Origin of the sequence: Micromonospora sp. NPDC047707 (assembly GCF_040704235.1) — a bacterium.
In the GTDB taxonomy this organism is placed as follows: Bacteria; Actinomycetota; Actinomycetes; order Mycobacteriales; family Micromonosporaceae; genus Micromonospora.
In genome coordinates this window covers 1-26,206 of sequence record NZ_JBEYSU010000021.1, presented here as the reverse complement: position 1 = coordinate 26,206, position 26,206 = coordinate 1, and the positions used below count along the sequence as shown (strand labels likewise).

The following is a 26,206-nucleotide window of genomic DNA, read 5'->3' as shown; positions in this document are numbered from 1 at the left end:
CAGTCTGCCGCCCGGCCTGCCCGTTTACCGTCAGTCGGGCAGCAGCGGCATCTCCACGCCGGGGTCCCGGCCGAGCAGGGTCGCCCGGGTCAGCGCGGCCGAGCCGAAGCGGCTGCGCACCGCGTCCACGGCGGCGTCCAGGTCGGCCCCCGGGTCGCGTTCGAACGGCAGCGGCGGCTGGACCGGGGCGTCGTCCAGGTTGCCGACCGAGACGCCGATCAGCGTGACGCCTCGCCGCTCGATCTCCGGCAGCGCCGCCCGCAGCAGCGACCGCGCGGTGGCCAGCAGCGGCGCCGTGTCCGCCGTCGCCTTGCCAATCGTGTGCGAGCGGGTCGCCCGCGTGTAGTCGGCGAAGCGCAGCCGCAGCATCATGGTGCGCCCCGAGCGGGCGGCCGCCCGCATCCGACGGGTCACCCGGTCCACCAGACCGGAAAGGATCGCGTCCAGGTCGGCGGGGGAGTGCGGGCCGCGGCCGAGGGCGTGCTGCGCGCCCATCGACGACCGCCGGCGCCCCACCTGCACCGGCCGCGGGTCGCGGTTGTGCGCCAGCGCGTGCAGGTGCCGGCCGGCTCCCGCGCCGAGCAGCGTCACCAGCGTCGCCTCCCCGAGCCGGGCCACCTGACCGACGGTGCGGACGCCCCGCTCGCGCAGCTTCGCCGCCGTCACCGGGCCCACGCCCCACAGCCGCTCGACCGGCAACGGGTGCAGGAACGCCAGTTCCTGCCCGGGTGGGACGACAAGAAGCCCGTCGGGCTTGGCGACGCCGCTGGCCACCTTGGCGAGGAATTTCGTCCGGGCGACGCCGACCGTGATCGGCAGGCCGACCTGCTCGCGGACCTCCCGGCGCAGCCGGACGGCGATGTCGGCCGGTGGACCCGCCAGCCGGCGCAGGCCGCCCACCTCGAGGAACGCCTCGTCGACCGAGAGCCCCTCCACCAGCGGCGTGGTGCGCCGGAAGATCTCGAACACCGCGCGGCTGGCCGCCGTGTACGCCGCCATCCGGGGCGGCACCACGACCGCGTCGGGGCAGAGCCGGCGGGCCTGCCGGCCGTTCATCGCGCTGCGGACGCCCCGCGCCTTGGCCTCGTAGCTGCAGGCGAGCACCACGCCGCCGCCGACGATGACCGGCCGGCCGCGAAGGCGTGGGTCGTCCCGCTGCTCCACCGACGCGTAGAACGCGTCCAGGTCGGCGTGCAGGACGGTGGCCTCGGTCGACACGCACCCATGTTCGCACACATGTTCTAATTCGTGCGACGACCTGCCGGAACGCCGCCGCTCACCGCTCCGGTCGTTCCAGCAGGCCCTTGAGCCGTGCCAGGTCCTTGCGGTTCGCCCGGCGCATCGCCCCGGCCAGCACCGGGGCGGCGATCGAGGCGAAACCGCTCGGCTCGCCCCGGTTGCGCAGCGTCATGCGGGTGCGGCCGCCGTCCAGCGCTTCCCAGCGGTAGGTGGTCTCCATCGGGAAGGGGCCCTCCGCCGTGCGCATCACCAACCGGTCGTCGGGCACCAGGTCGACGATCTCGTACGTGTAGGCCAGCCGACGGCCGAGGAACTGCGCCACGAACGCCACCCGCGAGCCGACCCGCGGCGGCGGGGGCGTCAGCCACTCCACCGACCCGATGTTCACGTACCAGGCCGGAGCGTTCGTCGGGTCGCCCGCGAACGCCGCCACCCGGGCGACCGGACGGTCGATGACGACCTCCGACACCACGTCCACCGCCACGGCGACCTCCCGACAGCCAGCACCCGGAACCTCCAGACGCCCGTCCAGTCTCCCAGCTGGGGCGGGACCGGTCGGGCGGGTGCCGGTCGGATCGGCGGGAGCCGGGCAGCCTACAGGTCCGCGAACGGAGCCGCGTACGCGAACTCGCCCTTGATGGTGTCCCGCCAGGCCGTCATCGGGCGGGCCTGGAAGTGGGCGCCCCACGCCGGCACCGGTGGGGTGACGCCCAGGTCGACCGCGGGGCGGAACCCGAACCGCGGGTAGTAGTCGAGGTGGCCGAGGAGCACCACGAGCGGCTCGTCGAGCGCGTCGGCGGCGCCGAGCACGGCGTGCATCAGCGCCGACCCGACCCCGCGCCGCTGCCGGACCGGCAGCACCCCGAGCGGCCCGAGCCCCAGTGCGACCGGCTCGCCGTCGACGTGCCCACGGGTGGCCACGACGTGCCCCACCACCTCGCCGTCGACGACGGCGACCAGGGAGAGCGCCGGCAGCCAGCCGGCGTCGGCGCGCAGCGCGTCGACCAGGGCGGCCTCCACCGGTACGGCGTCCGGCCGCTGCGGGTCCGCGAACGCGGCGGCGTGCACGGCGTGGATGGCGGCGATGTCGGCGGGGGACTCACGTCGGATCAGCACCGCGTCACCGTAGGCGAGACCCGCCCGGCGGCGCCCGCGATTTTTCGTGGTCAGCCCACCGCGGTCGGGGAGGGGGGTGCGCTGCTGCCCTGCGGCGCCTCGGCCGTCATCAGCCGGACGATCTCGGCCCGGTCGGCGGCCGACGGGAGTCCCCACCCGGGGCGGTACCCGTACACCTGGTCCAGCGGGGTGGAGGCGGTACGCCCGTCGAGGACCTCGATTGAGCCCGTGTCGATCAGCCCGGGGTGCTCGACGCCGCACGCCTCGGCCACCTTCATCAGGTCGCGCCGCAACGTACGGATGTAGTTCGCGGCCCGCACCGACTTGCGGGCGGGGTCGAGGCCCCGGGCCAGCCACGCGTTCTGGGTGGCGACGCCGGTGGGGCAGGTGTCGGTGTGGCACTTCTGGGCCTGGATGCAGCCGATGGCCAGCATCGCCTCACGGCCGACGTTCACCATGTCGGCGCCGAGGGCGAACGCCACCACGGCGTTGTCCGGCAGGCCGAGCTTGCCCGCGCCGACGAAGACGACCTGCTCGTGCAGGCCCCGCTCGGCGAAGACCCGGTGGACCCGCGAGAAGCCCTGCTGGAACGGCAACGACACCGAGTCGGTGAAGATCAAGGGCGCGGCGCCCGTGCCGCCCTCGCCGCCGTCGACCGTCACGAAGTCCACGCCGCGCCCGGTGTCGCGCATCAGCGTGGTCAGCTCCTCCCAGAAGCCGAGGTCGCCGACGGCGGACTTGATGCCCACCGGCAGGCCGGTCTCGGCGGCGAGCAGTTCCACCCAGTCCAGGAGGCTGTCGCAGTCGGAGAACTCGGCGTGCCGCGACGGGCTGACGCAGTCCCGACCCTGGGCGATTCCGCGGGTCGCGGCGATCTCGGCGGACACCTTCGCCGCCGGCAGCAGGCCGCCGAGGCTCGGCTTCGCGCCCTGGCTGAGCTTGATCTCCAGCGCCTTGACCGGCGCGCCGGCGACCAGGTCCTTGAGTCGTTCCAGGCTGAACCGGCCGTGCTCGTCGCGGCATCCGAAGTACGCGGTGCCGATCTGGAAGACCAGGTCACCGCCCTTGCGGTGGTACGGCGACAGCCCGCCCTCACCGGTGTTGTGCAGGCAGCCGGCCAGGGCGGCGCCCCGGTTCAGCGCCTCGACCGCCCTGCCCGAGAGGGAGCCGAAGCTCATGCCGGAGATGTTGACCACCGACTCCGGACGGAACGCGCGGGCCCGGCCCCGGGCGGCGCCGAGCACCTTCGCGCAGGGGAGCGTGACGTCGTGCCCGGCGCCGGGGGACGACGGCGGCACCGCCCGGCCGAACGTGCGGTGCTTGATGATCGGGTACCCGGGGGTGTACTCGATGTCGTTGTCCGTGCCGAACCCGAAGTAGTTGTTCTGCTCCTTCGCCGACGCGTACACCCAGCGTCGCTGGTCGCGCGTGAACGGTCGCTCCTCGTTGTTGCCGGCCACGATGTACTGGCGCAGCTCCGGCCCGATCGACTCCAGCAGGTAGCGGGCGCGACCGAGGACCGGGAAGTTGCGCAGCAGCGCGTGGTCACGTTGCAGCAGGTCGCGCGCGGCGAGAGCGGCCACGGCGGCGACGGCGGCGGGTACGGCTCGGTTGGCCCAGCTCATGCCGCTGTTGTTCTCCGCCCGGCCGGTACGCCAAACGCGGTCCGGCGGGTCAGGGCGTCGGCGCGGTGATGTTGACCATCCACTGGATGCCGAACCGGTCGACGCACATGCCGAACTCGTCGCCCCACATCTGCTTCTCCAGCGGCATGACGACGGAGCCGCTCGCGGACAGTTCGTCCCAGTAGCCGCGCAACTCGTCGGCGTCGTCGCCGCTCAGGCTGATCGAGATGTTGGTGCCGGGCCGGTGCTCCATGCCGGGCGCCAGGTCGGAGGCCATCAGCACCAGGCCGACGGGGGAGCGCAGCAGGGCGTGCATGACCTTGTCGGCGATCGCCGGGTCGTTCTCGCCGAACTCCCCGAAGGTGGTCACGGTGAGGTCACCGCCGAAGACCGAGTGGTAGAGCTTCATCGCCTCCCGGGCGTTGCCGGGGAAGTTCAGGTACGGGTTGAGCTGCGTCTGCACCGCGTCCTCCTTCGTCGGCCTCCGCGCCATCGTCGCGAAGGGGTGGCAGGGTGACCAACGAGGCGGACGAACGCGAGTTCCGTGCCGGCGCGGGGAGATGCTGCCGCGTCCCCCGCGCCGGCACCGTCGCTCAGTCGTCCTTGCGGAAGGACTGGCGGACGACCCCGCCCACCAGCACACACCACGTGCTGGTGTTGACCTTGCCGTTGTCGGGCAGCCGGTGCAGGACCTGCACGTCCTTCACGGCCTGGCGGGTGGCGCGGTCGTACTGGCCGGTGACGGTGACCTCGGCGTAGCCCTTGGCGTTGAGGATGAACTGCACCGCGGCGACCGGCAGGCCGGAGGCGCGGTGGTCCAGCTCGGGCGCGAGGGTCTCCCAGGTGGGCGTGGTGAGGGTGGCGTCGACGTCGACCGGGATGCCGTTGCGGGCCTGCCAGTCCTGCACGGCGGCGACGGTGGCCGCGTCGAAGACGCTGGTCGGGGTCACCGCGTACCCGTGGTGGGCGAGCAGGTACTGCACCACCCGCACCGACGGCGACCCGACGAACCGCCACAGGTCCGGCCAGCGGCGGGCCGGCACGTCGGCCAGGCGCGTGCCGAGCGCGGCGAAGACCCGGCGGCGCAGCATCGGGAACTGTCGGTAGAAGGCGGCGCCGGGGCACAGCGTGTTGCGGAAGTCCCAGTGGCCGAAGATGTCGTGGGCGTGCAGCCCGTACTGCCGGCAGATGGTCGTGCAGAGTTTGACCAGCGAGTCGAGCAGCGCCTCGGGCGGCGTCTCGGTGACGTACGTGCCCTCGTTCTCGATGCCGATGGCGCGGCCGTTCTCGCCCGGGCAGTGCGCGGAGACCATCTGCCGGTCGCCGGCCTGGAGCCGTTCCAGGCTGCCCCGCCGTCCCTCGAGGACGTACCCGCCGCGGCTGACGGTGAAGTGCTGGCCGGTGTCGGACCAGCCGTTGCCGTCGATGTGCAGGTTCTGGCAGTCGCGGGCCAGCTTGATGGCCTGCGCCTCGCTGTAGTCGGTGACGTTCGGGAACGCCATGTGGTGCACGATGATCTTGTTGGTCGGGATCGCGCTGACCACCAGGGGGTCCTTGGGTGGCCGCGCGCCCCACTCGTCGCAGCTGTAGATCCAGTCCAGGTCGGCGCCCGGGTCGGCGTGGGCGGTGGCCGGGAAGGCGAGTTCACTGCCGACGACCGCCACGGTGGCGGCGCCGAGGCCGGCCCGCAGCAGCGTGCGTCGGTCCAGTTCGCTCTGCTCGACGTGCATGGCATCTCCTCCGCGCCCGGCACGCGGGGGTGGGAGTGAGCCGCGTGAAAACCAGCTCCAAAGGCCGGGCGTGAGGTGGAGAATATTGCCAGGACGCCGGCAGCGCTAGGGCCTGTGCCGATCGGACCCTCGTCAGAGGACCTGGGAGAGGAACCGGCGCAGGCGCGGATGCCGGGCGGAGTCGAACACCGCGGCTGGCGCACCCGCCTCCAGCACCACGCCCCGGTCCATGAAGGCGACCGTGTCGGCCACCTCCCGGGCGAAGCCCATCTCGTGCGTGACCACCACCATCGTCATGCCCCCCGCGGACAACTCCGCCATCAGCGACAGCACGCCCTTGACCAGCTCGGGGTCCAACGCCGACGTCGCCTCGTCGAAGAGCATCACCTGCGGCTGCAACGCCAGCGCGCGGGCGATGGCGACCCGCTGCTGCTGCCCGCCGGAGAGCTGTGCCGGCCGCGCGTCCGCCTTGGCGGCGAGGCCGACCCGGTCCAACTCGTGCCGGGCCACCGCGACGGCCTCGTCCTCGGACAGCTTCCGGATCCGCCGGAGCGCGAGGGTGACGTTGCGCAGCACGCTCATGTGCGGGAACAGGTTGAACTGCTGGAACACCATGCCGACCCGCTGCCGCAACCGGTCCGGGTCGTCGCCCAGGACGCTGCGGCCGTCGAGGAGCACGTCACCGCGGTCCGGCTCGATCAGCCGGTTGACCGTCCGCAGCAACGTGGACTTGCCGGAGCCCGACGGGCCGATCACGCAGGCGGTCGCCCCGCGCGGGACGTCCAGGTCGACGCCGCGCAGCACGCGGTTCGCGCCGAACGCGAGGTGCACGTCGCGGAGGCTCACACTGACCGACGTACTCATCGGGGGCTCCCCTCCACCGCGCCGGCGGGCGTCAGGTCGCCGTCCTCGTCACCGGGTGGGCCGGCCGGACGCCCGTGCCGCAGCCGCCGGTCGATCCAGTTGACGGCATGGGTCAACGGCACGGTCAGCGCCAGGTAGAACAGGCCGGCCAGCAGCAGCGCAGACTGGTTGCCGGTGTTCGCCGCGTGGTCCTGCCCGATCCGGAACAGCTCCCGCTGGCTGGCCAGCAGGCCGAGGAAGTACACCAGGCTGGAGTCCTTGATCAGCGCGATGAGCTGGTTGACCCACGCGGGCAGCACGCGGCGGACGCCCTGCGGGATGATCACCACCCGCATCGCCTCGGCCCACGAGAAGCCGAGGGCCCGGGCGGCGTCCAGTTGGGCGGCCTCCACCGACTGGATGCCGGACCGGAAGATCTCCCCGATGTACGCCGCCGCGATCAGCGACAGCGCCAGGATGCCGAGCGGGTACGGGTTCGGGCCCCACACCTCCATCCCCAGTGGCGCCAGCCCGACGCCGATCAGGAGGATCGTCGCCGCCGCCGGCAGGCCGCGGAAGACGTCGGTGTAGACGCGGGCCGGCCAGCGCAACCATCGGGTACGCGAGATGCCCGCGACCGCCAGCAGCATGCCCAGCAGCGAGCCGAGCAGGGCGGCGGAGACCGCCAGGACCAGCGTGTTGGGCAGCCCGACGGTCAGCATCTCGGGCAGCGCCTCGCGCATGGAGTCCCAGTCGAAGAAGGTCTCCCACAGGGTGCTCAACGGATCCATCAGTCGCCTCTCCTACCGCCCCGCTCGCTCTCTCCTGTTAAGAAGGGGCCCCTTCACCTCGCCAGGCGTTAACAAGGGGCCCTTCCTTGTCAGCCGACCGGTACCGTGCCGCTGCCGGGCTTGAAGTCCGGCGGGATCGGTCGGCCGGGGTAGTACTGCTGCTGCAGCCGGCTCCAGGTGCCGTCGGCGATGACCTCGTCGAGCGCCTTGTCGAGGGCCGCGCGCAGCTTGTCGTTGTCCTTGGCGAACGCGTACGCGGTCGGGGCCGGGCTGAGCTCCTTGGCCGCCACCTTGATCTTGCCGTTGCTCTCCGCGGCGGACGTGTCGCCGATCTCCGCCGGGGCGATCCAGGCGTCGGCGGTGCCCGCCTTGAGCTGGTTGATCGCGCCGTTGTAGTCCGGCACCCGCACCGGGTCGAGGCCCTCGCGGGTGGCGTAGTCGTCCTGCACGGTGCCCTGGACGACCACCACCCGCCTGCCTTCGAGCTGGTCGAATCCGGTGATGGTGGAGCCGGCCGGCACGTCGAGTCCGAAGTAGCCGAAGTCGTAGCCGTTACCGAAGTCGACGGTCCTCTTCCGCGCCTCGGTGATGGTGATCGACGAGCTTCCAACATCGAACTTGCGGTTCGCCACCTGGGCGAGCAGCGCCGAGAAGTCGGTGCCGACGAACTCCACCTTCAGGCCGATCCGGTCGGCCGCCGCGACCAGCAGGTCGTTGTCGAAGCCGGTGAACGTCCCGTCCTTCAGGTAGACGTTCGGCGGTGCGTCGGTGAGCGTGCCGGCCCGCAGCACGCCGGGCTGGAGCAGGCCGTACGGGTTGTCCGCCGAGCCGGTGGCGTCGTCACCGCCGCAGGCGGCGAGGGTGGCGGCGCCGAGGACGGCGGCGACGGCGAGGGCGGCGGCCCGGGTCAGGGCAGGAAGGAATCGCACAGGTGTCTCCGAGAGGGGTGTCCGGGCGGGCACGGGCGTGCGCCGCCGGCGGTGCGCCGGTGGGCGGACCGCTGGGATGGTTCGGTGCGAGGGAGTGGGGCGCTCAGCTACACGCGGCGCTGCAGACCCGCATCATGTCGACGTGACGACGCCGGGTCAGGGCCGGCGGGGCGACGGTGCGGACGGACATGGCTCTCCTCCAGGTCGGTGCTGACCTGGGGTGCCAGGCCACGCTTGCACCGGAGCCCGCTCCGGTGCCCGGTCCTCACCCGGGGCACCCCTACGTGGACGAGGGTTGCCGGCCAGCAAGCCGGGGCTTCGCGCTGGCGCTCATGACCTGGACCGAGACTAGCAGCGCGTGACGATCCGCCGTCCAGCCGTTATGACCACCCTCACGTGCCGCCGGGCCTGCGGATTCGTCACTCCTCGATGGCCCCGCCGACCCGGCGCAGGTGCGCCCGGAACGTGTACCCCGGGTCGGCGTCGCGGCGGGCCAGGTACTCCGCGAAGGCGGTCTGCTCCCGCAGCGTCTCGCCGGCCCGGATGCGCTGGGCCTGGACGCGCTCGGTGCGGCGGATCCGCTCGGCGGTCGCGGACACCTCCTCGGCCCGGGCGGCCGGGACGAACAGCACCCCGTCGTCGTCCGCCAGCACCAGGTCCGCGCCGTCGACCACGTGCGGGCCGACCCGGGCGCTGGTCAGCGTCTCGGGACCCCGGTCGTCGAGTCGCATCGGGCCCAGCGGCAGCGCGCCGTAGCTGAAGACCGGCACGCCGATCTCCACCAGCTCGGGGGTGTCGCGGTGCAGGCCCCACACCACCAGCCCGGCGACCCCGGCCGCCGCGGCCTCCAGCACCGCCAGGTCACCCACGCACGCCTCGTCCGTCCGCCCGGCGTTGTCGATCACCAGCACCTCACCGGGCGCCGCCCGGGTGTACGCCTCCAGGAACACGTCCACGCTTCCGTGGTGGCGGACCGGCAGCACCCGCCCCGCGACGCGCTGGCCGGCGACGACCGGCCGGATCCCGGCGGGCGCGGCCCGCAGCGGCAACCCCAGCCGTACGCACGCGTCGGCCACCAGCGGCGTGGACAGGTCGGTGAACGGCTCCGGCATCCGACGTCCTCCCTCGGGGCGGTCGAGCACCCATCGTAGGGACGGACAGCGGTGGCGGAGCGAGATCCAATCTCCGGCCGCTGGCCCGAGCCCGGACCGGCTCGCGCCGGCTTCCGTGCCCGGACCCGATGCGAGGTGTGCCGGGCGAGGTCGGGGGTAGTCGCGCGGTCGGAAAGGACCTGGGGAGGTCGGGTGGACTCGTACCCTGCCGTGGAGGCGCACGGGCTGATCGGCGACCTGCAGACCGCGGCGCTGGTGAGCATGGACGGCACGATCGACTGGTTCTGCGCCCCGCGGTTCGACTCGCCGAGCATCTTCGGCGGACTGCTGGACCGGCACCGGGGTGGCTACTTCCAGATCGTGCCGGACGGCGTCGACTACGTGAGCAAGCAGCTCTACCTGCCCGGCACGGCGATCCTGATCACCCGGTTCATGAGCGCGGACGGCGTGGGTGAGCTGGTGGACTTCATGCCGGTGGCGGGAGACCAGCCGACCGACCGGCACCGGCTGGTGCGGCTGCTCCGCATGGTTCGGGGCAGCATGCGGTTCCGGCTCGACTGCCGGCCCCGGTTCAACTACGGCCGTGATCCCTACCAGCTCGAGGTGCACCCCAACGGCAGCATCCTGCGCAGTTCCACGCTCTCCCTCGCCCTGAGTCCCATCCGCTATGCGGAACGGCTGTCCGAGGAGCACGAACGCCAGCGCAGCGAGGACGGCCTGTGTCTCATCGCCACCCTGCACGAGGGCGAGGCCGGGGGTATCCACCTGGAGACCGGCGAATCGCCGGATCCGCCCGGCGCCTACAGCCCCGGCGAGGCGCGGGAACTGCTCGAGGAGACCCGCAACTTCTGGCGGCGCTGGCTGGGCCGCTCCCGGTACACCGGCCGCTGGCGGGAGATGGTGGAGCGGTCCGCGATGACCCTCAAGCTCATGACGTACGCGCCCACCGGGGCGCTGATCGCCGCCCCCACCGCGGGGCTGCCCGAGCACGTCGGCGGCGTCCGCAACTGGGACTACCGCTACACCTGGATCCGCGACGCGTCCTTCTCGGTGCACTCGCTCCTGTGCCTGGGCTTCAAGGACGAGGCGATGCAGTACATGCGCTGGGTCAACGACCGGGTCCGGGACGCCGGGGAGAGCGATCGACCACTGCAGATCATGTACCGCGTCGACGGCTCGCCGGACCTCGCCGAGGAATTGCTCGACCACTTCGAGGGCTACCGCGGCTCGGCGCCGGTGCGCGTGGGCAACGGTGCCGCCAATCAGCTGCAACTCGACATCTACGGAGAGGCGCTCAACGCTCTCCACGTCGCCGACGGCCAGGGACTGCAGCCGGGCCACGAGGGATGGCGGAACACCGCGCGCCTGGTGGACTGGCTCTGCGACAACTGGGACCAGCCCGAGGACGGGATCTGGGAGACCCGCGGCGGCCGGCACGACTTCACCTACGGGCGGCTGATGTCCTGGGTCGCTCTCGACCGGGCCGTCCGGCTCGCGCACCGGCACGGACGCCCCGGCGACACGAACCGCTGGACGGCCGTCCGCGACGACATCTACCACCAGATCATGGCGAGGGGTTTCCGCCCCGGCCGCCAGGCGTTCGTCCAGCACTACGGCACCGAGGTGCTGGACGCGGCGCTGCTCGCCATGCCCGCCGTCGGCTTCGTGTCGCCGACCGACCCGATGTGGCAGTCGACCCTGCGCGCCATGGACGCCGAGCTCGTCTCCGACAGCCTCGTCTACCGCTACAACCCGGAGGCGGCACCGGACGGCCTGGTCGGCAGCGAGAGCACCTTCACCATGTGCACGTTCTGGTACGTCCAGGCCCTCGCCGAGTCCGGCCGGCTCGACGACGCCCGGCTGACCCTCGAGAAGATGTTCACCTACGCCAGCCCGCTCGGCCTCTACTCCGAGGAGATCGCGGCCAGCGGCGAGCAGACCGGCAACTTCCCGCAGGCCTTCAGCCACCTGTCGCTGATCGGCACCGCCGTGAACCTCGACCGGCTGCTCGACTCCCACGCGTGACCCGGCCGGTTCCCCGAGGACTATTCCGCCCCGCAGCGGGAAAGGGCCGCCGCGGAGGCGTACCGATCGGGGGTTTCATGGTAGGCGGTGTCATCGGCGTGGTGATCGCGCTCGCGGTCCTGGTGCTGCTCGGCGTGTTGAGCATCCGGATCGTGCAGCAGTACCAGCGCGGTGTCGTGTTCCGGTTCGGCCGCGTGGTGCAGCCCGTCCGGCAGCCCGGCCTACGGCTGATCATCCCCGTCGCGGACCGGATGGTCCGGGTCAGCATGCAGACCACGGTGATCGACGTGCCGTCGCAGGGCGTCATCACCCGCGACAACGTGACCGTCACCGTGGACGCGGTGGTCTACTACCGCGTCGTGGACCCGGTGAAGGCCCTGGTGAACGTGCGCCAGTACCCGGCGGCGGTGCTGCAGATCTCGCAGACCGCGCTGCGGTCGGTCATCGGCAAGGTGGACCTGGACACCCTCCTCTCCGACCGGGACAGGGTCAACGCCGACCTCAAGTCGGTGATCGACGCCCCGACCGAGGAACCGTGGGGGCTGAACATCGAACGGGTCGAGGTCAAGGACGTCGCGTTGCCGGAGGGGATGAAGCGCTCGATGTCCCGCCAGGCCGAGGCCGAGCGGGACCGGCGGGCGCGGGTCATCGCCGCCGACGGCGAGTACCAGGCGTCCCGGCGGCTGGCCGACGCATCCCGGATGATGGCCGGCACCCCGGGGGCGTACCAGTTGCGGCTGCTGCAGACCGTGTCGGACGTGGCCGCGGAGAAGAACAGCACGCTGGTGATGCCGTTCCCGGTGGAGTTGCTGCGCTTCTTCGACAAGTACGCGCGTACCACGTCCGCCGACCAGGGCGAGGTCGTGGCGGAGCCGGTGGGCCCGCTGCCCGGCGACGGTCACCGCGGCGACGGCGGCCCGCGCCGGTAGGCCGGGCGGGCGGGTCACTCCCCGGCCCCCGCCGTGGAGGTACGACGCGCGCCGTCCCGCCCCGGTCCCCGGCCGGTGAGCTTGCGGGTACCTGCTACCACTGGGCCGTGTCCGTAACCGACCATGATCCCGGGAGCCCGGTCCCCGGGGCGGCCCCGGCCCGACGTCCGGGCCGGGGAAGCAACCGATGCGCCGATGGCCCGGCCCGCCGGCCCGACCACAATGAGCAGCGGGGCGGGCGGCTGACCCGCCCTGCCGGGTCGGAGGAGGGGTTGGCGTGACCGGCTGGCAGGTCTCCGGCTACACGCCCGTGCGGCAGCTCGGCGTGGGCGCGTCCGGGCGGGTCGACCTCGCCGTCCACGACGCGACGGGCACGCCGGTGGCGATCAAGTACCTGACCGGCGCGGTCGGCGACGCCCCGTCGTTCCGGGACGCGTTCCGCACCGAGGCCCGCGTGCTGGCCGAGATCGACAACCCGCACGTGTCGCGCCTCTACGAGTACGTCGAGTCGCCCGGCGGCGCGGCCATCGTCATGGAACTGGTCAACGGTGTCTCCCTGCGCCAGATGCTGCGCGCCAACGGCGCCACCACGCCCGAGGCGGCGCTGGTCGTCCTCAAGGGATCCCTGGCGGGGCTCGGCGCGGCCCACGCCCGTGACGTGGTGCACCGGGACTACAAACCGGAGAACGTGCTGGTCACCGCCGAGGGCGCCAGCAAGCTCGCCGACTTCGGGATCGCCCTGCCGGCCGGCACCGGCTCCGGCGCCACCGTCTCCGGGACACCCCGCTACATGGCGCCCGAGCAGTGGACCGGCGCGCCGGCCAGCCCGGCCTGCGACATCTACGCCGCGACCGCCACCTTCTACGAGTGCCTGACCGGCCGGCCCCCGTACGACGGGCGGGACCTGTTCACGCTGCGCCGGCAGCACGCGGAGGAGCCGATCCCCACCGACCCGGCCCCGACGCCGGTGCACGACCTGCTGCGGCACGGCATGGCGAAGCGCCCGGACGAGCGTCCCCAGCCGGCGGAGGTCTTCCTCGCCGCCCTGGAACAGGTGGCGGCGGACGCGTACGGGCCGGAGTGGGAGGAGCGCGGCCTGCGCGAGCTGGCCCGCCGGGCCGCCCTGCTCGCCGCTCTCTTCCCGTTCCGCGACGGCACCGGCGGCGCCACCAGCGTGGCGACCACGACGTTGAGTTCGGGCACCGGCCGGTGGGGGCGGCTGCGCGGCGGCCGGGCCCGCCCTGCCCTGGTGGCCGGCGTCGTAGCGGCGGCCGTCGTGCTGGGCGGCGCCGGGTTGAGCTACGCCGCCCGGGAGGACTCGGCGCCCGGCGCGACGGCCGACGCGAAGCCCACCGCCGACACCGTCGTCACGACGGCTCCGGGCGCCGCGCCCGGGGCGCCGACCGCGACGCCCGACCCGACGGCCATTCCCACGGTGACCGCCGGCCCCACGACGGCGGCGCCGACCGGCGGCGCGACCGGCACCCCGGGCGCGCCGGGTGACCCGACCACGCCGGGCGCACCGGCGACGACCGCCCCGGCGACCACCCCGCCGGCACCCCCGCCCACCACGTCCACCAGCCCGCCGCCTCCACCGGACACGACCGCCCCGACGGTCGGGAAGGTCGGCGCCAGCCCCACCCAGCTCGACCCGAAGGGCTGCCCGTACGGGCCCACCGCGAGCACCGTCACCGCCACCGCCTCCGACGACCGCACCGCCGCCGGGGACCTGCGGGTACGACTGCGGTACACGCTGGACAACCGCACCACCGAGGTCACGATGAGCGCCGCCGGGCGGGGCGTGTTCACCGGCGTGCTCGGCGACCTGCCCCGGCCGGCCGACAGCACGCGCATCCCGGTCCGGGTGGTCGCGACCGACCGGGCCGGCAACACCTCGGCGGAGGGCGGCCCGGTGTACGTGACGCTCTACCCGTACTGCACCCCGGGCTGACGACGCCCGGCACACCGACAGGAGGCGGGCTGCCGTGACCCAGCCGGACGACCGGACGACGCCGGGCGGGTGGACACCCGACGACGGCGCGACCGTGCACCTGGGCGGTCCACCTACGCCGGACGAGCCGACCACCCACCTCGACGCGACCGTGCGTCTGGGCGGCGACGAGGCCACCGCCCGGCTGGCGCCGGACGCGGCCACGACCCGGTTCGTCCCCGCCCCGGCGCCGGGCCCGGAGGGTCAGCCGACCCTGCACCTGTCGGCCGCCCCGCCCGCCGCGCGTCGGTCTCCCGAGGAGCCGACGACGGATCTGCGCGCCGGCGGGTGGACCGCGTACGACGGCGAGGCGACCGTGCACCAGGGCGAGGCGACCGTGCACCTGCGCGCGCCGGAACCGGCCGACGAGCGCACGGTCCACCTCGCCGCCGCCCCGACCTGGGAGACCACGACCGCCGCCGCGCCGACGTGGGAGCCGACGACCGCCGCGCCCACCTGGAGTTCGACCGCTGCGGCACCGGGCGGGGAGTCGACCGCCACCGCGGCGGGGGAGGGCACCGCGGCTACCGGACCGGGAACCGTCTTCGGCGGACGCACCGGCCTGCCCACCTCCCGTGGCGGCGCGCGTACCCCGGGAACAGCACCAGCCCCGACGGGCGGCGAGGTGCGGTTCGGCCCCGGTGTGCCCGCCGCGCCGCCGTCCGCCCCGGCCTGGCCGTCGTCCGCGTCGCCGCCGCGCCGGCGCCCGCTGTGGCGGCGCGTGACGTCGGTGCTGTCCACCCTGCTCACCCTGGTGCTGGTGGCGGTCGTCGGGCTCTACCTGTGGCAGCAGCTCCGTCCACTGGAGATCAACGGGGTGACCGTGGCGGTGCCCGAGCCGGCCGGTGACCGCTGCGACGTCACCGTCGACGTGGTCGCCACGGTGACGACCAACGGCCGGGCGGGTGAGATCCGCTACCAGTGGCTGCGCTCCGGCAGCGCGCCGGGCGCGGTGCTCACCGAACGGGTCGGCCGCGGCCAGCGCACCGTGGACCTGACGCTGCGGTGGTCGTTCGCCGGGGTCGGCCGCACCACCGAGACGGCGACGGTCAACATCACCGAGCCCGCGCCGGCGCAGGCGCGAACGGAGGTCAGCTACGCCTGCCGCCGCTGAGGCCGGGTTTCTCGCGTCGGCGCCAGGGGTAGGTCGGGCGGACGAACCGCATGCCCCTGGAGGAACTCGATGAGAGAGAACATTGGTGACGCGGCGGGGGACGCCCTCCGCTCGGTGCTGCTCTTCCTGCCCAAGGCCCTCGCCTTCGTGGCCATTTTGGTGGTCGGTTGGCTGGTCGCCAAGGCAGCCCTCAAGATCGTCGACAAGGTGCTGGAGCGGGTCGGCTTCGACCGCGCCGTCGAGCGCGGCGGCATCCGCCGCGCGCTCGCCCGCTCCCGGTACGACGCCAGCGACATCGTGGCCAAGCTCGTCTACTACGCGATCCTGCTGGTGACGCTCCAGCTCGCCTTCGGCATCTGGGGCCCGAACCCGATCTCCGACCTGATCGCCGGCGTGATCGCCTGGCTGCCGCGGGCGTTCGTGGCGATCGTGATCGTGGTGGTCGCGGCCGCGATCGCCAACGCGGTCCGCGACATCGTCAGCGGCGCCCTGGGCGGCCTGTCGTACGGGCGGATCCTGGCCACCATCGCGTACGTCTTCATCCTCGGCCTCGGCGTGATCGCCGCGCTGAACCAGATCGGCGTCGCCACCGCGATCACCACCCCGGTGCTCGTGGCCGTGCTCGCCACCGTCGGCGGCATCCTCGTCGTCGGGGTCGGCGGCGGCCTGGTCCGTCCGATGCAGAGCCGCTGGGAGTCGTGGCTGAGCCGGGCCGAGCAGGAGTCCCACGCCATCGCCACCCACGCCCGCGCCTACCAGGCGGGACGCCGGGACACCGAGGCGCACCTGGGCGCCGGTGCCGACGTGACGCAGGTCGTGCCGCGGGCGACGACGGACGCCGACCCGACCGTGCCCGTGCCGCGTGCCGGTGACGCCGACGCCACCCCGGTCCCGTCGCGACCGGCGCAACCGGCGGCCGACGACGTCGAGGCGACGGTGGTCATCCCGCCGGCGGACAGCGAGAAGTTCCGCCGCTGACCGGCCGGTGTTCGGGGCGGGATCCACGACGGATCCCGCCCCGAACCGTGTGGTCGCCCGCGCCGGGGCCGTCTAGCATCACCGGCATGACGTGGCGATGTTGATCCACCGCTGAGAGCCCGTCCCGTGGGCCGCCGTGGCCGCCGTACGTCCGGCGTCCACTCCCACCCCACGGGAAGGTTCCATGACCCCCACCACCGTCCGGCGGCCCGACCGCCGGGTCCGCCGGCTCGCGGCGACCCTCTACGCGTACGCGGTCCTGCGCGACCTCGTGCTGCTCTATCCCGTCTACGCGCTCCTCTTCGCCGACACCGGCCTGTCGGTCTGGCAGATCTCCACCCTGTTCGTCATCTGGTCGGCGAGCGGCATCCTGCTGGAGGTCCCCTCCGGCGCGCTCGCGGACGCGCTCTCGCGGCGGCTGCTGCTCTGCCTCGCGCCGCTGGTGACCGCCGCCGGGTTCGCCGTCTGGGTGCTCGTCCCGTCGTACCCGGCGTTCGCCGCCGGTTTCCTGCTCTGGGGCGCCGGTGGGGCGCTCGCCTCCGGCGCGCTGGAGGCGCTGGTTTTCACCGAACTCGACCACCTCGGCGCGGCCGGCCGGTACGCGCGCGTCATCGGCCGGGCCCGCACCGCGGAGACCGTCGGCGTGCTGGCGTCCATCGTGCTGGCCGCGCCCGTGCTGGCCGTCGGCGGCTACCCGGCCGTGGGGGCGGCGAGCGTCCTCGCGTGCCTGCTCGCCGCCGCGGTCGCCACCCGCCTGCCGGAGCACCACGATCCCGACCACGCCGGCTCCGGTCCGCCCGGTGACGCCGCCCGCTCCGGCGGTTCCGCCCGCTCCGGCGTTGCCGGCGGTTCCGGCGGTTCCCGCGACTCCGGTGGTTCCGACGGTTTCGGCCGGTCCGGCCAGTCGGGTGGCACGGACTGCGACGATGACGACCGCGGCGACCTCGGCTGGTGGGGCAGCCTGCGCGCCGGGCTCGCCGAGGCGCACGCCGACCGGCGGGTCCGGGCGGCGGTGCTGCTGGTCGCCGCGGTCGCCGCGGTGTGGGGCGCGCTCGACGAGTACACCCCCCTGCTGGCCCGGGACACCGGCGTCTCCGAGCCGGCCGTGCCGCTGCTGCTCCTGCTCACCTGGGTCGGGGTGGCGGTCGGCGGCCTGCTCGCCCCGGCGGGGGAGCGGCTCGGCCGCCGGGGCTACGGCGGCCTGCTCGCCGGGTCGGCCGTCGCGCTGGCGGTGGGCGCGCTGCTCGGCCAGCCGGTCGGGTTCGTGCTGGTCGGTGCCGCCTTCGGCGGCTTCCAACTGGCGACCGTGCTGGCCGACGCCCGGCTCCAGGCCCGGATCACCGGCCCGAGCCGGGCGACGGTCACGTCGCTGGCCGGCATGGCGACCGACGTGACGATCATCGCCGTCTACGCCACGTACGGGCTGCTCGCCACCGCCGCCGGCAACGGTGTCGCGTTCGCGGTGGCCGCGGGCCCGTACCTCGTCATGGCCCTGCTGATGGCGGCCGGTCGGGCCCGGCGAGCCTCGCCCGCCACCCGGGCCCGCTGACCGCGCGGGCTGACCGGCACCCCGGTCGGCTGACCGTGGCGCGGGCCGGCTGACCGGCGGCCGGCCCGCGCGTCACCGTCGGTCCCCCTCCGTCTCGAGGAGGCGCTTGAGCGCGTCGAGCCGCTCCCGCCAGTACGCCTTGAGCTTTGCCGCCCGCCCCGCGCTGTCGACCTTCTCGTGCAGCACGGACAGCCGGGACTTCGTGTCGCCGGCCGGCACGAACCCGACCACGATCCGGGTCGGGCCGCCCGCCCAGTCGGCGCGGAACGTCTTCGGCGCGGTGGCGGTACGCACCCGCACGTCGACGTCGGGCAGCCAGCGGCGGCGCAGCGTCTCGTCGGCGAACGCGGCGAACAGGCGGTCCACCGGCACGGCCACCGTGCGGCTGCCCCCGGCCGAGTACGCGCCGCCGCGCTGCTGGCCGGGGGCGCGCAGGCCGCGCGACTGCTCGTACCCGACGGTGACGGTCTGCGCCCACCAGCCCGGCACCTCGTGGACGGCCACCAGCCAGCGGGCGATCTCGGTGTGGGTGTGTTCGGTCCCGCCCCACTCGTCGAGCAGGCCGAACCACTCCTCCCAGCCCCGCCCGGTGCGCTCGCGCAGCAGGGCGTCCGGGATCCGGGCCACCTGCCCGGCGGTGCCGCCACCGGCCGGCGAAGCCTCGGCCGCCGGCGACCCTGCCGGCGGGTCGGCCGGCCCGGTGCCGGGGGCGGCGGCCGGTGCGGCAGATGGCTCGACGGCCGGGTTTTCGGTCCCGGCCTCGACGGCCGGGTGTTCGGTCCCCGGTGCGACGGCGGGCATCCGGGCCAGCAGGTGCCGGCGGGCGGTGGTGTAGCTCTCGCCGGTCTTGTCCATCCGGGCGCGGACCCGGGCCTTGAAGGCGCGCTGATTGGTCATCACATGCTCCCTGTCAACGGCGCGGTCGCAGGGACTCACGCTCCCGTCGACCCCGCCGGAGTGGGGCACGTGGTGGTGCGTCCCGAGGGCTGGGCCCCCTTTGCCTCCGCGAGGCCGGTGGCGTGAGCACCGGGAGGGAGGTGTGGCGCAGGACGGCGCCGGCCCCATCCTAGCCGCCCCGACGGGTCGTCGGACACCCGGACGCCGCACCACGGGTGTCCGAGCGTCCCCGGCCGTCAGCGCGTCTCGCCGTCCAGGTAGACCCAGCGGCCGTCCTCCCGGACGAACCGGCTGCGCTCGGTCAGGGTGCCCGGCCGGCCGCGCTCCCGGTAGTGCGCCCGGAACTCCACCGTGCCGGTCGTGTCGAACAGGCCGCCCAGCTCGGTGTCGACGACCTCCAGGCCGGTCCAGCGCTCGTCCGTCTCCAGCCGTAGCCGCGCCGGGCGGGTCGTGGAGTGCCAGGTGCGCAGCAGGTACGCGGCATCCCCGACCGCGAAGGCGGAGTAGCGGGAGCGCATGAGCGCCTCGGCGGTCGGCGCGTCGGCCTCGCCCCGGTGCAGCCGGCCGCAGCACTCCGGGTAGGGCATGCCCGAGCCGCACGGGCAGGTTCCGACCTGGCCGGCCCGCTCTCCACGCTTCGCCATGGTGGTCATCTTTCCGCGCGGAGGAAGGCGTGGCCGGCCAGGGGTGGCGTGGTCGTCCCGGGTAGCCGGCGGCTGCCGGTGTTTTCCGCAGGTGCCCGGTGGGCATCGCTACGGACTATGGACACCGGATCTCTGCTGGGCGGGCGGTACCGGCTGCGGGAGCGGCTCGGCGCGGGCGGCATGTCGGTGGTCTGGCGGGCCCACGACGAGGTGCTGGGGCGGGACGTCGCGGTCAAGGTGCTCTCGTCCGACCTGGCCGCCGACCCGCAGCTGCTGGACCGCATCCGCGCGGAGGCCCGCGCGGCCGCCCGGCTGCGCCATCCGAACATCGTGGCCGTGTACGACTACGGCGACGCGACCGGCAGCGGTGGCCGGCCGTTGCCGTACGTAGTGATGGAGGTGGTCGAGGGGCGGTCCCTGGCGGAGCTGCTCACCGGCGGCGCGTTGCCGTGGCGGGTGGCCGTGCTGATCTGCGCCCAGGTCGCCGCCGCGCTCGCCGCGGCACACGAACAGGGTGTGGTCCACCGTGATGTCACGCCCGGCAACGTGGTGGTCGCCGGTGCCGGGGTGCGGCTGGTCGACTTCGGCATCTCGGCGACGTCGGGGGAGTCCGAGGCCGGTGGCCAGTTGTACGGCACACCGGCGTACCTGGCGCCGGAGCGGTTGGAGCGCGGCGCCGTACGGCCCGCCACCGACGTGTACGCCCTCGGCCTGCTGCTGTACCGCGCCCTGGCCGGCCGGCTGCCGTGGCAGGCCGCCACCACCACACAGATGCTGACCGCCCACCGCTACCAGCAGCCGGCGCCACTGCCGGGGATCGCCGACCTGCCGCCCGAGGTGGGCGACCTGTGCCGGCGGTGCCTGGACAAGGACCCGGACCAGCGCCCTTCGGCGGCCGAGGTCGCGGAGGCCCTCGGTTCCGTGGCGGGCCTGGCTCCCGCCACCCTCCTGCTGCCCCAGGCCGGCGACGCCGGTGCGGCCACCCGGACCCGTACCGCGGTGGACCTGCCGGGCCGGGTCGCCGCCGCTGCGGCCTGGTGGGCGGGCCGCCCCCTGGACGCGCCGCTGCGTCGCTGGCGGCACATGCCGTCCGCCCGGCGGGCGGCTGTCGCGGGCACCGGTGCCGCCGCCCTGGTGGCCGCCGGCGTCGTGGTGGCGGCGCCGTTCTCGGCTGACACCGGCCGGGCAGACCGGACGCTGGCTGCCCCGCCGGCGGCCGTGGCGGCGCTGGGAGAGCGCGCGCCGGAGTGCACCGTCGAATACACCGTCCGTCGGGCCGTCGACGGCCGGTTCGCCGCGGCGGTCAGCGTCGCCAACACCGGAACCGTCCCGTTCCGCGCCGGCCGGCTCACCTTCGCCCTCCCCGGTGAACAGCGGCTCCTACGGGGCTCACCCGGTGGTTGGCGGCAGGCGGGCCACTCGGTGCAGGCGCGAATCGGTGAGCTGCCGGCGGCGACGTCCCGTACGGCGACCGTGGAGGGGACCTACCGGGGTGTGAACTCCCTGCCGGGCCAGTTCCAGCTCGACGGCGCGACCTGTGGCTCCGTGCTCTCCGTGGCCGGCCAGAACACCCCGGCCGAGAAGGACGACGACAAGAAGCATGACAAGCAGGACGACAAGGACGACGAGAAGCAGGACGAGGAGAAGGACGACGACTGAGGCCGTTGGGCGGGGAGGGCCCACTCCGGATCACGGCACCCGGGTGGCGGAGACGATCACGTTGTCGACGTAGCTGCGGCGGTCGGGGTCGAAGCGGCCGCCGCAGGTGACGAGGCGCAGGCCGGCGGCGGAACTCGGGCCGTAGACCAGGGCGGTGGGGAACTGTTCCTTCGGGTACGCGGCGACGCCGTCGACGGCGAAGGTGGCGACGCTCCGGTCGGCGCGGGCGATCCGGACGGTGTCACCGGGGCGCAGCCGCCCCAGGTCGAAGAAGACCGCCGGACCGGCGGTGGTGTCGACGTGGCCGACGACGACGGCGTTGCCGGTCTCGCCGGGCGTGACGCCGTGCCGGTACCACCCGGCGATGCCCGGCCGGTCCAGCGGCGGCACCTCGAGTTCCCCGCGGGCGTCGGCGCCGACCGGTACGAGCCGCGCCCGCACCCCGATCGCCGGGATGCGGACCTCGACGGGTTCGGCCCGGGGCAGGGGCGGCAGCGGGGTCGCGGGGCGCGCGCCGGCCGGGGCGTCGCCCGGCCGGGGCCGGGGCGGGGACGCCGGAAGTCCGCTGGTCAGCAGGCCCAGTCCGGCGGCGGCGAGCAGGGCGACGACTCGGACCGCCCAGCCGGGCCGGCGTCGGGACAACTCCCACCTCCGTACGCGCGTCGCCCGGGTGCCCGCGCCGGCGGCTCGCCGGGCGGGCACCCGTATCCAGGGATGGACGGGCCCGGTTCAGCCGGTCGCGGCGGTGACCGCGTGCCGGCGGCGGCGGGCCAGGATGAGCGCGCCGCCGGCCGCGGAGCCGAGGAGCGCGACCCCCGCGGCGACGGAGCCGGTGCGGTCACCGGGCGTGCCGCCCCCGGCCTGGGCGCCGCCGATCGGGGTGACCGTGAACGTGGCCGTGCCGGCGGCGCTTCCGTCGCCGCAGGTGGCGGTCACCGTGTACGTGCCGAGCGTGAAGCCGGCGGTGAAGAGTTCCGCGCTGAGCCCGCCGCCGGCCGCGGCCGTGGTGGAGCGGACGTTGATGTCACGGTTGGGGCCGGTGACGCGGAAGATCGCGTCGCCGGACTTCGGGTTGCAGGTGGTGGCGGTGAGGATGACCGTTCCGCCCACCGGGGTGGTGGCCGGCGACACGATCGTCCCGCCCGCCGGTGTGGTGGCCGGCGACACGGTCGTCTCCGCCCACGCGGCGCCGGGCAGCAGGAGCGTGCCGAGGCCGACGCCGACCGCCGCCGACACGAGGACTGTCTTCGCCTTCATACGCGTCTTCCCTCACTCTTCGTCCGCAGTTGGGTGGGACGTCGTTCGGGTGGCCAACTCCGCGACTAGCACCGGTGTGCCCAACACTAGGAGGGTTGGGCCCTCGATCCGGTGAAAATGAGAAATCCTCGTTGCCGTCACGTGTCCACCCGCGAGGCGGAGGCAGCAGCGGATATGCCGGGACGGGGCGTGCGCGTGGCTTGCTCCGGTCGATGCCGCCCGGGGCCGGGCGGTCACCCGTGGGCCGATGGCCCGGAATGACCCGATGCCGCCGACCCGGCGGCGTCGGTAACCGCCGGGATTGCGCGAGGCCGCCGGCATCGAGTGGACCAAGGCCGCCGGTCGGCCCCCGGCGTCCGTGTGGCAGCGTGGACGGGTGCACACCGCCGCGCCCGTCGACGTCGACCTCGCCCTGGTCGGCGGCGGGGGCGCCGCGTCGCTCGTGCTCGCCGCCCTCGACCGGCACCGCGTGCGCGGCCTGCGGGTCGCGGTCGTCGACCCGGTGCACCGCCGCGGCCAGGACCGCACCTGGGCGTTCTGGGGCCGGCCCGACGACGACCTCGATCCGCTGCTCGCGGCGAGCTGGTCGCAGGTCGAGGTGGCGACGCCGGCGCGGCGCCGCGTCCTGGACCTCACCCCGCTGCGGTACGCCATGCTGCGCTCGGGCCCGGTCTACGACCGGGCTGCCGCCGCCGAGCAGCGCCTCGACGTGATCCGCGTCGTCGCCCCGGCGGAGGCCCTCGACGACGACGGCGAACGCGTCACCGTGCACGCGGCCGGGTCGACGTTCCGGGCGTCCTGGGTGCTCGACTCACGGCCCCGCCCGCCCCGGCGGTCGGGGCGCACCAACTGGCTCCAGCACTTCCGGGGGTGGTGGGTGGCGGCCGACCGGCCGGTGTTCGACCCGCGGCGGGCGGTGCTGATGGACTTCCGCACCCCGCAACCGGCGCGGGGCGTCTCCTTCGGGTACGTGCTTCCGGTCAGTGACCGGTACGCGCTCGTGGAGTACACCGAGTTCACCCCCGGCCTGCTCGCCGACTCCGGTTACGACGCGGCGCTGGTGGCGTACCGGGACCTGCTGGGCCTGGACCCGGCCCGGCTGACCGTACGGGAGGTCGAGAACGGGGTGATCCCGATGACCGACGGCCCGTTCGAGCCCCGGCCCTCGCCCCGGGTGGTACGCCTCGGCACCGCCGGCGGCGCCACCCGCCCGTCCACCGGCTTCACGTTCTCCGCCATGCACCGCCAGGCCGACCAGGTGGCCCGTGCGCTGGCCGCCGGCCGGCCGCCGGTGCCGGCGCCCGCGTACCCCCGCCGTCACCTGTGGATGGACGCGGTCGCACTGCGGGCGCTGGACCGGGGCGGCGTGGGCGGCCCCGACTTCTTCGACCGGCTCTTCGACCGCAACCCGCCGGAGCGGGTGCTGCGCTTCCTCGACGGCGCCACCACGCCGGCCGAGGAGGTCGCGGTGATGAGCTCCACGCGCCTGCTGCCGATGGTCGCCGCGACCGCCGGTGACGCCGCCGCCCGGCTCCGGGACCGCCTGGTGCCGTCCCGCCGCCGGGCGACGTGGACCGTCCCTCCGCCCGTCACGGGTGCCCCGCCGATCCGGGCCTCCCGCTCCGACGGCTGACACCGTCGCCGGCCCTCGTGGTCGTCGGCCGGCGTTCCCGCGGCCCGGCGTCGAGGAACCGACATGAAAATGAAACGCGCGGATGACAACCGCAACCGTGGTCGTCGCGTTGCCACATTGACCCGGATCTGCCGCTTCCGCACCCGCTGCTGGAAAGCCCGCGACATCTGCGCCACCCAGGAACCCGACCTCACCCCCCGCGACGGCGGCCGGCAGGCCACCGCCTGCCACTTCCCCGAAACCGGACCCCTCACCGCTCCGGGCGAGCCCGCGCCGGTCGCCGGAACGGCGGCCCCGGCCGGTGCGAGTCCCGCGACCGAGCCGGCGGGGTGACCTGTCTCCCCTGTCACGCCGGGCGCTGGGCCGGGCCGCGCCGCGCGGCCCGGTCTCACTCCCGGTTCGGGTCGGTGGTGCCGGAGACCTCCGCCACGTCGTACCCGGCGCGGCTGACCTCCCGGGCCGACCGCCGGTCCTCGGCGGGCAGGTCCTCGAAGTCGTCGCCGATGTCCTCGGTGGTGTGCAGGGATTCACCCGGCGGCCGCAGCGACGCCTCCATCGCGGTGGCGCCGTCCGGCTCGTCGGTGTCGGCCAGGTCGAAACGGTGTTGGTCGGTCATGGCGCTCTCCTGCCCCGTCAGGCTCGACGGAAACGTCAGCGGGCCGCGTCCGGGTGGCCCGGCATGCCGGACCCGCCGCTGCTGCTGCCCGAGGACCCCCCGGCCACGCCGGACCCGTCGTCCTCGGTCACGATGTCCGGTTTCGTCGTCGTCCCGTCCGGCGGCGGCACGTCGGTGTCCGCGTCGACCTGGACCAGCCGGGCCTGACCGGCCTCGTCCTCGGCGTGCTCCGGATCGACCGGCTGCTCACCCTGCCGCACTCGGTATCCCACGCCCGTGCCTCCCCGATCGGCGATGGTGACCGTGTCCCGCACCGCCTACCCGGCCCTTCCCGGTGGAAACGTGAACGTCGACCGGTCGCGGTGGGGGCGGTCAGCGAGGGCGGCGCCGCGCCGCGGTCGGTCGGCGGCGGGGGACCGGGGTCAGCGGCAGCGCCGTCCAGTGCGCGGGGCGGGTACGCCCCGGTGGCAGGACGGTGTGCCGGTCACCACGTGCCGCGTCGAGCTGGGACTGGTGCACGAACAGGCTGCCGGACAGGTCCGCGCCGCGCAGGTCCGCTCCGCGCAGGTCCGCGCCGGTCAGGTCGGCGCCGCCCAGGTGCACACCCCGCAGGTCGGCACCGATCAGCAGCGCCCCGCGCAGGTTCGCCCGCCGCAGGTCCACGGTCCGCAGGTCCGCGCCGAACAGGGCGGCTCCGCGCCGGTCCGGGCCGGGTCGGCCGCCCCGGGCGCGCGCGTGGTCCCCGGCGCGGGACAGCAACGGGTTGACCCGTCCCCGGTGCGCGTCGACGTCCAGCGTCCGCAGCGTGTCCGGGTCGCCGCCGGCCAGCCGGTCGGTCTCGGCGAGCGCGTCCGCCAGCGCCGCGCGCAGGTCCGGTGGCGGGTCCAGCGCCAGCGCCTCGGTCAGGTACCAGAGCAGCTCGTGCAGCGGCCGTACGACGGCGAAGGTGTCGAACATCGTCCGTGCGGTCGCGGCGTCGTCCCGCCAGTCCCGTCCGCCGAACGTCACCCGGGTCACCCGCTGGCCGGCGCCGAAGCAGTCGAAGACGGTGCAGCCCGGGAAGCCGCGGTCGCGCAGGTGCGCGTGGATGCCGCAGCGGGAGTCCGACCCCAGGTGCGGGCAGGGCCGGCCGGCCGGCTTGTCGATCGCGAAGTCCGCCGAGGCCGCGAACGCCGGGGCCACGCAGCAGAGCCCGACGCACCGGGAACAGTCGGCGCGCAGCCTCTCCGGGCCGGTTTCCGACACGCTGACCGCCTTCTCCTGCTGAGGGTTGCCGAACGAACGCCCCATTCTCCCACTCGGCGGGACCTGGACGGACGTCGGGAGATCGTGGAAGAGCGCGGCTCCCTCCGGGGCCGTCATGCCGTCAGGCTGCGACCTGAAGTGTGCTCGAGGTCAGGCCCCGGGAGGGGCCGCGCGGGGGCGCGGGGGGGGGGGGGGCCGCGCCCCGGGTGTACACAGGGCGGGAGTTAACCGCCTGCAGCGCCTCCAGTAGAGCGGATGGGCCGAGGGGGCGGGGGGAGCAGGCGA

General features: G+C 74.5%; 25 protein-coding genes, 1 pseudogene and 1 riboswitch. Of the genes and pseudogenes, 9 read left to right on the top strand and 17 right to left on the bottom strand.

Annotated features, from left to right (window positions below):
• Positions 1-30: 30 nt before the first annotated feature.
• The 10 genes from dinB to AB0873_RS21310 all read right to left on the bottom strand — a co-directional run bounded on the left by dinB (position 31) and on the right by AB0873_RS21310 (position 9,385).
• Positions 31-1,218, bottom strand: a complete 1,188-nt coding sequence (dinB, locus tag AB0873_RS21355; protein ID WP_366601562.1) for a DNA polymerase IV — start codon at positions 1,216-1,218, stop codon at positions 31-33.
• Between the two features lie 58 nt (positions 1,219-1,276).
• A complete protein-coding gene (locus AB0873_RS21350) occupies positions 1,277-1,723 on the bottom strand; it encodes an SRPBCC family protein (protein WP_366601560.1) in 447 nt (148 codons plus the stop codon).
• A 110-nt stretch (positions 1,724-1,833) separates the two neighbouring features.
• Positions 1,834-2,355: a GNAT family N-acetyltransferase gene (locus AB0873_RS21345; protein WP_155332096.1), complete on the bottom strand. Its 522-nt coding sequence runs from the start codon at positions 2,353-2,355 to the stop codon at positions 1,834-1,836.
• Between the two features lie 50 nt (positions 2,356-2,405).
• On the bottom strand, positions 2,406-3,980 hold the full coding sequence (locus AB0873_RS21340) for an FMN-binding glutamate synthase family protein (protein WP_366601559.1): 1,575 nt from the start codon (positions 3,978-3,980) through the stop codon (positions 2,406-2,408).
• Positions 3,981-4,029: 49 nt separating this feature from the next.
• A complete protein-coding gene (locus tag AB0873_RS21335; protein ID WP_366601557.1) occupies positions 4,030-4,443 on the bottom strand; it encodes a VOC family protein in 414 nt (137 codons plus the stop codon).
• 130 nt (positions 4,444-4,573) lie between these two features.
• On the bottom strand, positions 4,574-5,710 hold the full coding sequence (locus AB0873_RS21330) for an N-acetylmuramoyl-L-alanine amidase (RefSeq protein WP_366601555.1): 1,137 nt from the start codon (positions 5,708-5,710) through the stop codon (positions 4,574-4,576).
• A 132-nt stretch (positions 5,711-5,842) separates the two neighbouring features.
• Positions 5,843-6,574, bottom strand: coding sequence for an amino acid ABC transporter ATP-binding protein (locus tag AB0873_RS21325; protein ID WP_366601553.1), 732 nt, complete (start codon positions 6,572-6,574; stop codon positions 5,843-5,845).
• Positions 6,571-7,344, bottom strand: coding sequence for an amino acid ABC transporter permease (locus AB0873_RS21320; RefSeq protein WP_366601552.1), 774 nt, complete (start codon positions 7,342-7,344; stop codon positions 6,571-6,573). Before AB0873_RS21320 ends, AB0873_RS21325 begins: the two co-directional genes overlap by 4 nt.
• Before the next feature lie 89 nt (positions 7,345-7,433).
• The gene (locus tag AB0873_RS21315; RefSeq protein ID WP_366601551.1) at positions 7,434-8,273 is read right to left on the bottom strand and encodes an ABC transporter substrate-binding protein; all 840 of its coding nucleotides are present in this window, start codon (positions 8,271-8,273) and stop codon (positions 7,434-7,436) included.
• A 225-nt stretch (positions 8,274-8,498) separates the two neighbouring features.
• A riboswitch (SAM riboswitch) is annotated at positions 8,499-8,611 on the bottom strand.
• An 81-nt stretch (positions 8,612-8,692) separates the two neighbouring features.
• Entirely contained in the window at positions 8,693-9,385 is a 693-nt protein-coding gene (locus AB0873_RS21310) for an RraA family protein (protein WP_366601550.1), read from the bottom strand.
• A 192-nt stretch (positions 9,386-9,577) separates the two neighbouring features.
• Here AB0873_RS21310 and AB0873_RS21305 point away from each other — a divergent pair, with 192 nt between their 5' ends.
• The 6 genes from AB0873_RS21305 to AB0873_RS21280 all read left to right on the top strand — a co-directional run bounded on the left by AB0873_RS21305 (position 9,578) and on the right by AB0873_RS21280 (position 17,970).
• Positions 9,578-11,410: a glycoside hydrolase family 15 protein gene (locus AB0873_RS21305; RefSeq protein WP_366601548.1), complete on the top strand. Its 1,833-nt coding sequence runs from the start codon at positions 9,578-9,580 to the stop codon at positions 11,408-11,410.
• 77 nt (positions 11,411-11,487) lie between these two features.
• Positions 11,488-12,339 (top strand): slipin family protein, encoded by an 852-nt coding sequence (locus AB0873_RS21300; RefSeq protein ID WP_366601546.1) that lies wholly within the window; start codon positions 11,488-11,490, stop codon positions 12,337-12,339.
• A 277-nt stretch (positions 12,340-12,616) separates the two neighbouring features.
• Entirely contained in the window at positions 12,617-14,290 is a 1,674-nt protein-coding gene (locus AB0873_RS21295) for a serine/threonine-protein kinase (RefSeq protein WP_366601544.1), read from the top strand.
• Positions 14,291-14,324: 34 nt separating this feature from the next.
• Positions 14,325-15,443, top strand: coding sequence for a hypothetical protein (locus AB0873_RS21290; RefSeq protein ID WP_366601542.1), 1,119 nt, complete (start codon positions 14,325-14,327; stop codon positions 15,441-15,443).
• A gap of 69 nt (positions 15,444-15,512) precedes the next feature.
• Positions 15,513-16,421 (top strand): hypothetical protein, encoded by a 909-nt coding sequence (locus AB0873_RS21285; protein WP_366601541.1) that lies wholly within the window; start codon positions 15,513-15,515, stop codon positions 16,419-16,421.
• Positions 16,422-16,605: 184 nt separating this feature from the next.
• Positions 16,606-17,970 carry an MFS transporter gene (locus AB0873_RS21280; RefSeq protein WP_366601539.1) on the top strand — a complete coding sequence of 455 codons (1,365 nt, stop codon included), beginning with the start codon at positions 16,606-16,608 and terminating at the stop codon, positions 17,968-17,970.
• Between the two features lie 72 nt (positions 17,971-18,042).
• Here AB0873_RS21280 and AB0873_RS21275 read toward each other — a convergent pair whose 3' ends face one another.
• Entirely contained in the window at positions 18,043-18,867 is an 825-nt protein-coding gene (locus tag AB0873_RS21275) for a hypothetical protein (protein WP_366601537.1), read from the bottom strand.
• A 236-nt stretch (positions 18,868-19,103) separates the two neighbouring features.
• Positions 19,104-19,511 (bottom strand): YchJ family protein, encoded by a 408-nt coding sequence (locus tag AB0873_RS21270; protein WP_366601536.1) that lies wholly within the window; start codon positions 19,509-19,511, stop codon positions 19,104-19,106.
• A gap of 117 nt (positions 19,512-19,628) precedes the next feature.
• On the opposite strand from AB0873_RS21270, the gene AB0873_RS21265 reads away from it, so the two are divergent.
• Positions 19,629-21,170, top strand: coding sequence for a serine/threonine-protein kinase (locus tag AB0873_RS21265; RefSeq protein WP_366601534.1), 1,542 nt, complete (start codon positions 19,629-19,631; stop codon positions 21,168-21,170).
• A gap of 30 nt (positions 21,171-21,200) precedes the next feature.
• Here the strand turns inward: AB0873_RS21265 and AB0873_RS21260 are convergent, their stop codons facing one another.
• Together AB0873_RS21260 and AB0873_RS21255 are read right to left on the bottom strand one after the other, a co-directional pair.
• A complete protein-coding gene (locus AB0873_RS21260) occupies positions 21,201-21,812 on the bottom strand; it encodes a class F sortase (protein WP_366601532.1) in 612 nt (203 codons plus the stop codon).
• An 87-nt stretch (positions 21,813-21,899) separates the two neighbouring features.
• A complete protein-coding gene (locus AB0873_RS21255; protein WP_155332114.1) occupies positions 21,900-22,427 on the bottom strand; it encodes a hypothetical protein in 528 nt (175 codons plus the stop codon).
• A gap of 376 nt (positions 22,428-22,803) precedes the next feature.
• Between AB0873_RS21255 and AB0873_RS21250 the strand changes: the two genes are divergently transcribed.
• Together AB0873_RS21250 and AB0873_RS21245 are read left to right on the top strand one after the other, a co-directional pair.
• Entirely contained in the window at positions 22,804-24,060 is a 1,257-nt protein-coding gene (locus AB0873_RS21250) for a lycopene cyclase family protein (RefSeq protein ID WP_366601663.1), read from the top strand.
• Between the two features lie 129 nt (positions 24,061-24,189).
• Positions 24,190-24,393 (top strand): annotated as a pseudogene (locus AB0873_RS21245) (dipeptide/oligopeptide/nickel ABC transporter ATP-binding protein); the annotation flags it as partial.
• A gap of 55 nt (positions 24,394-24,448) precedes the next feature.
• Here AB0873_RS21245 and AB0873_RS21240 read toward each other — a convergent pair.
• The 3 genes from AB0873_RS21240 to AB0873_RS21230 all read right to left on the bottom strand — a co-directional run bounded on the left by AB0873_RS21240 (position 24,449) and on the right by AB0873_RS21230 (position 25,921).
• Entirely contained in the window at positions 24,449-24,676 is a 228-nt protein-coding gene (locus AB0873_RS21240; RefSeq protein ID WP_366601530.1) for a hypothetical protein, read from the bottom strand.
• 35 nt (positions 24,677-24,711) lie between these two features.
• Complete coding sequence (locus tag AB0873_RS21235) at positions 24,712-24,948, bottom strand: preprotein translocase YidC (protein ID WP_155332121.1); 237 nt, start codon at positions 24,946-24,948, stop codon at positions 24,712-24,714.
• A gap of 100 nt (positions 24,949-25,048) precedes the next feature.
• The gene (locus tag AB0873_RS21230; protein ID WP_366601661.1) at positions 25,049-25,921 is read right to left on the bottom strand and encodes a pentapeptide repeat-containing protein; all 873 of its coding nucleotides are present in this window, start codon (positions 25,919-25,921) and stop codon (positions 25,049-25,051) included.
• Positions 25,922-26,206 lie beyond the last annotated feature (285 nt).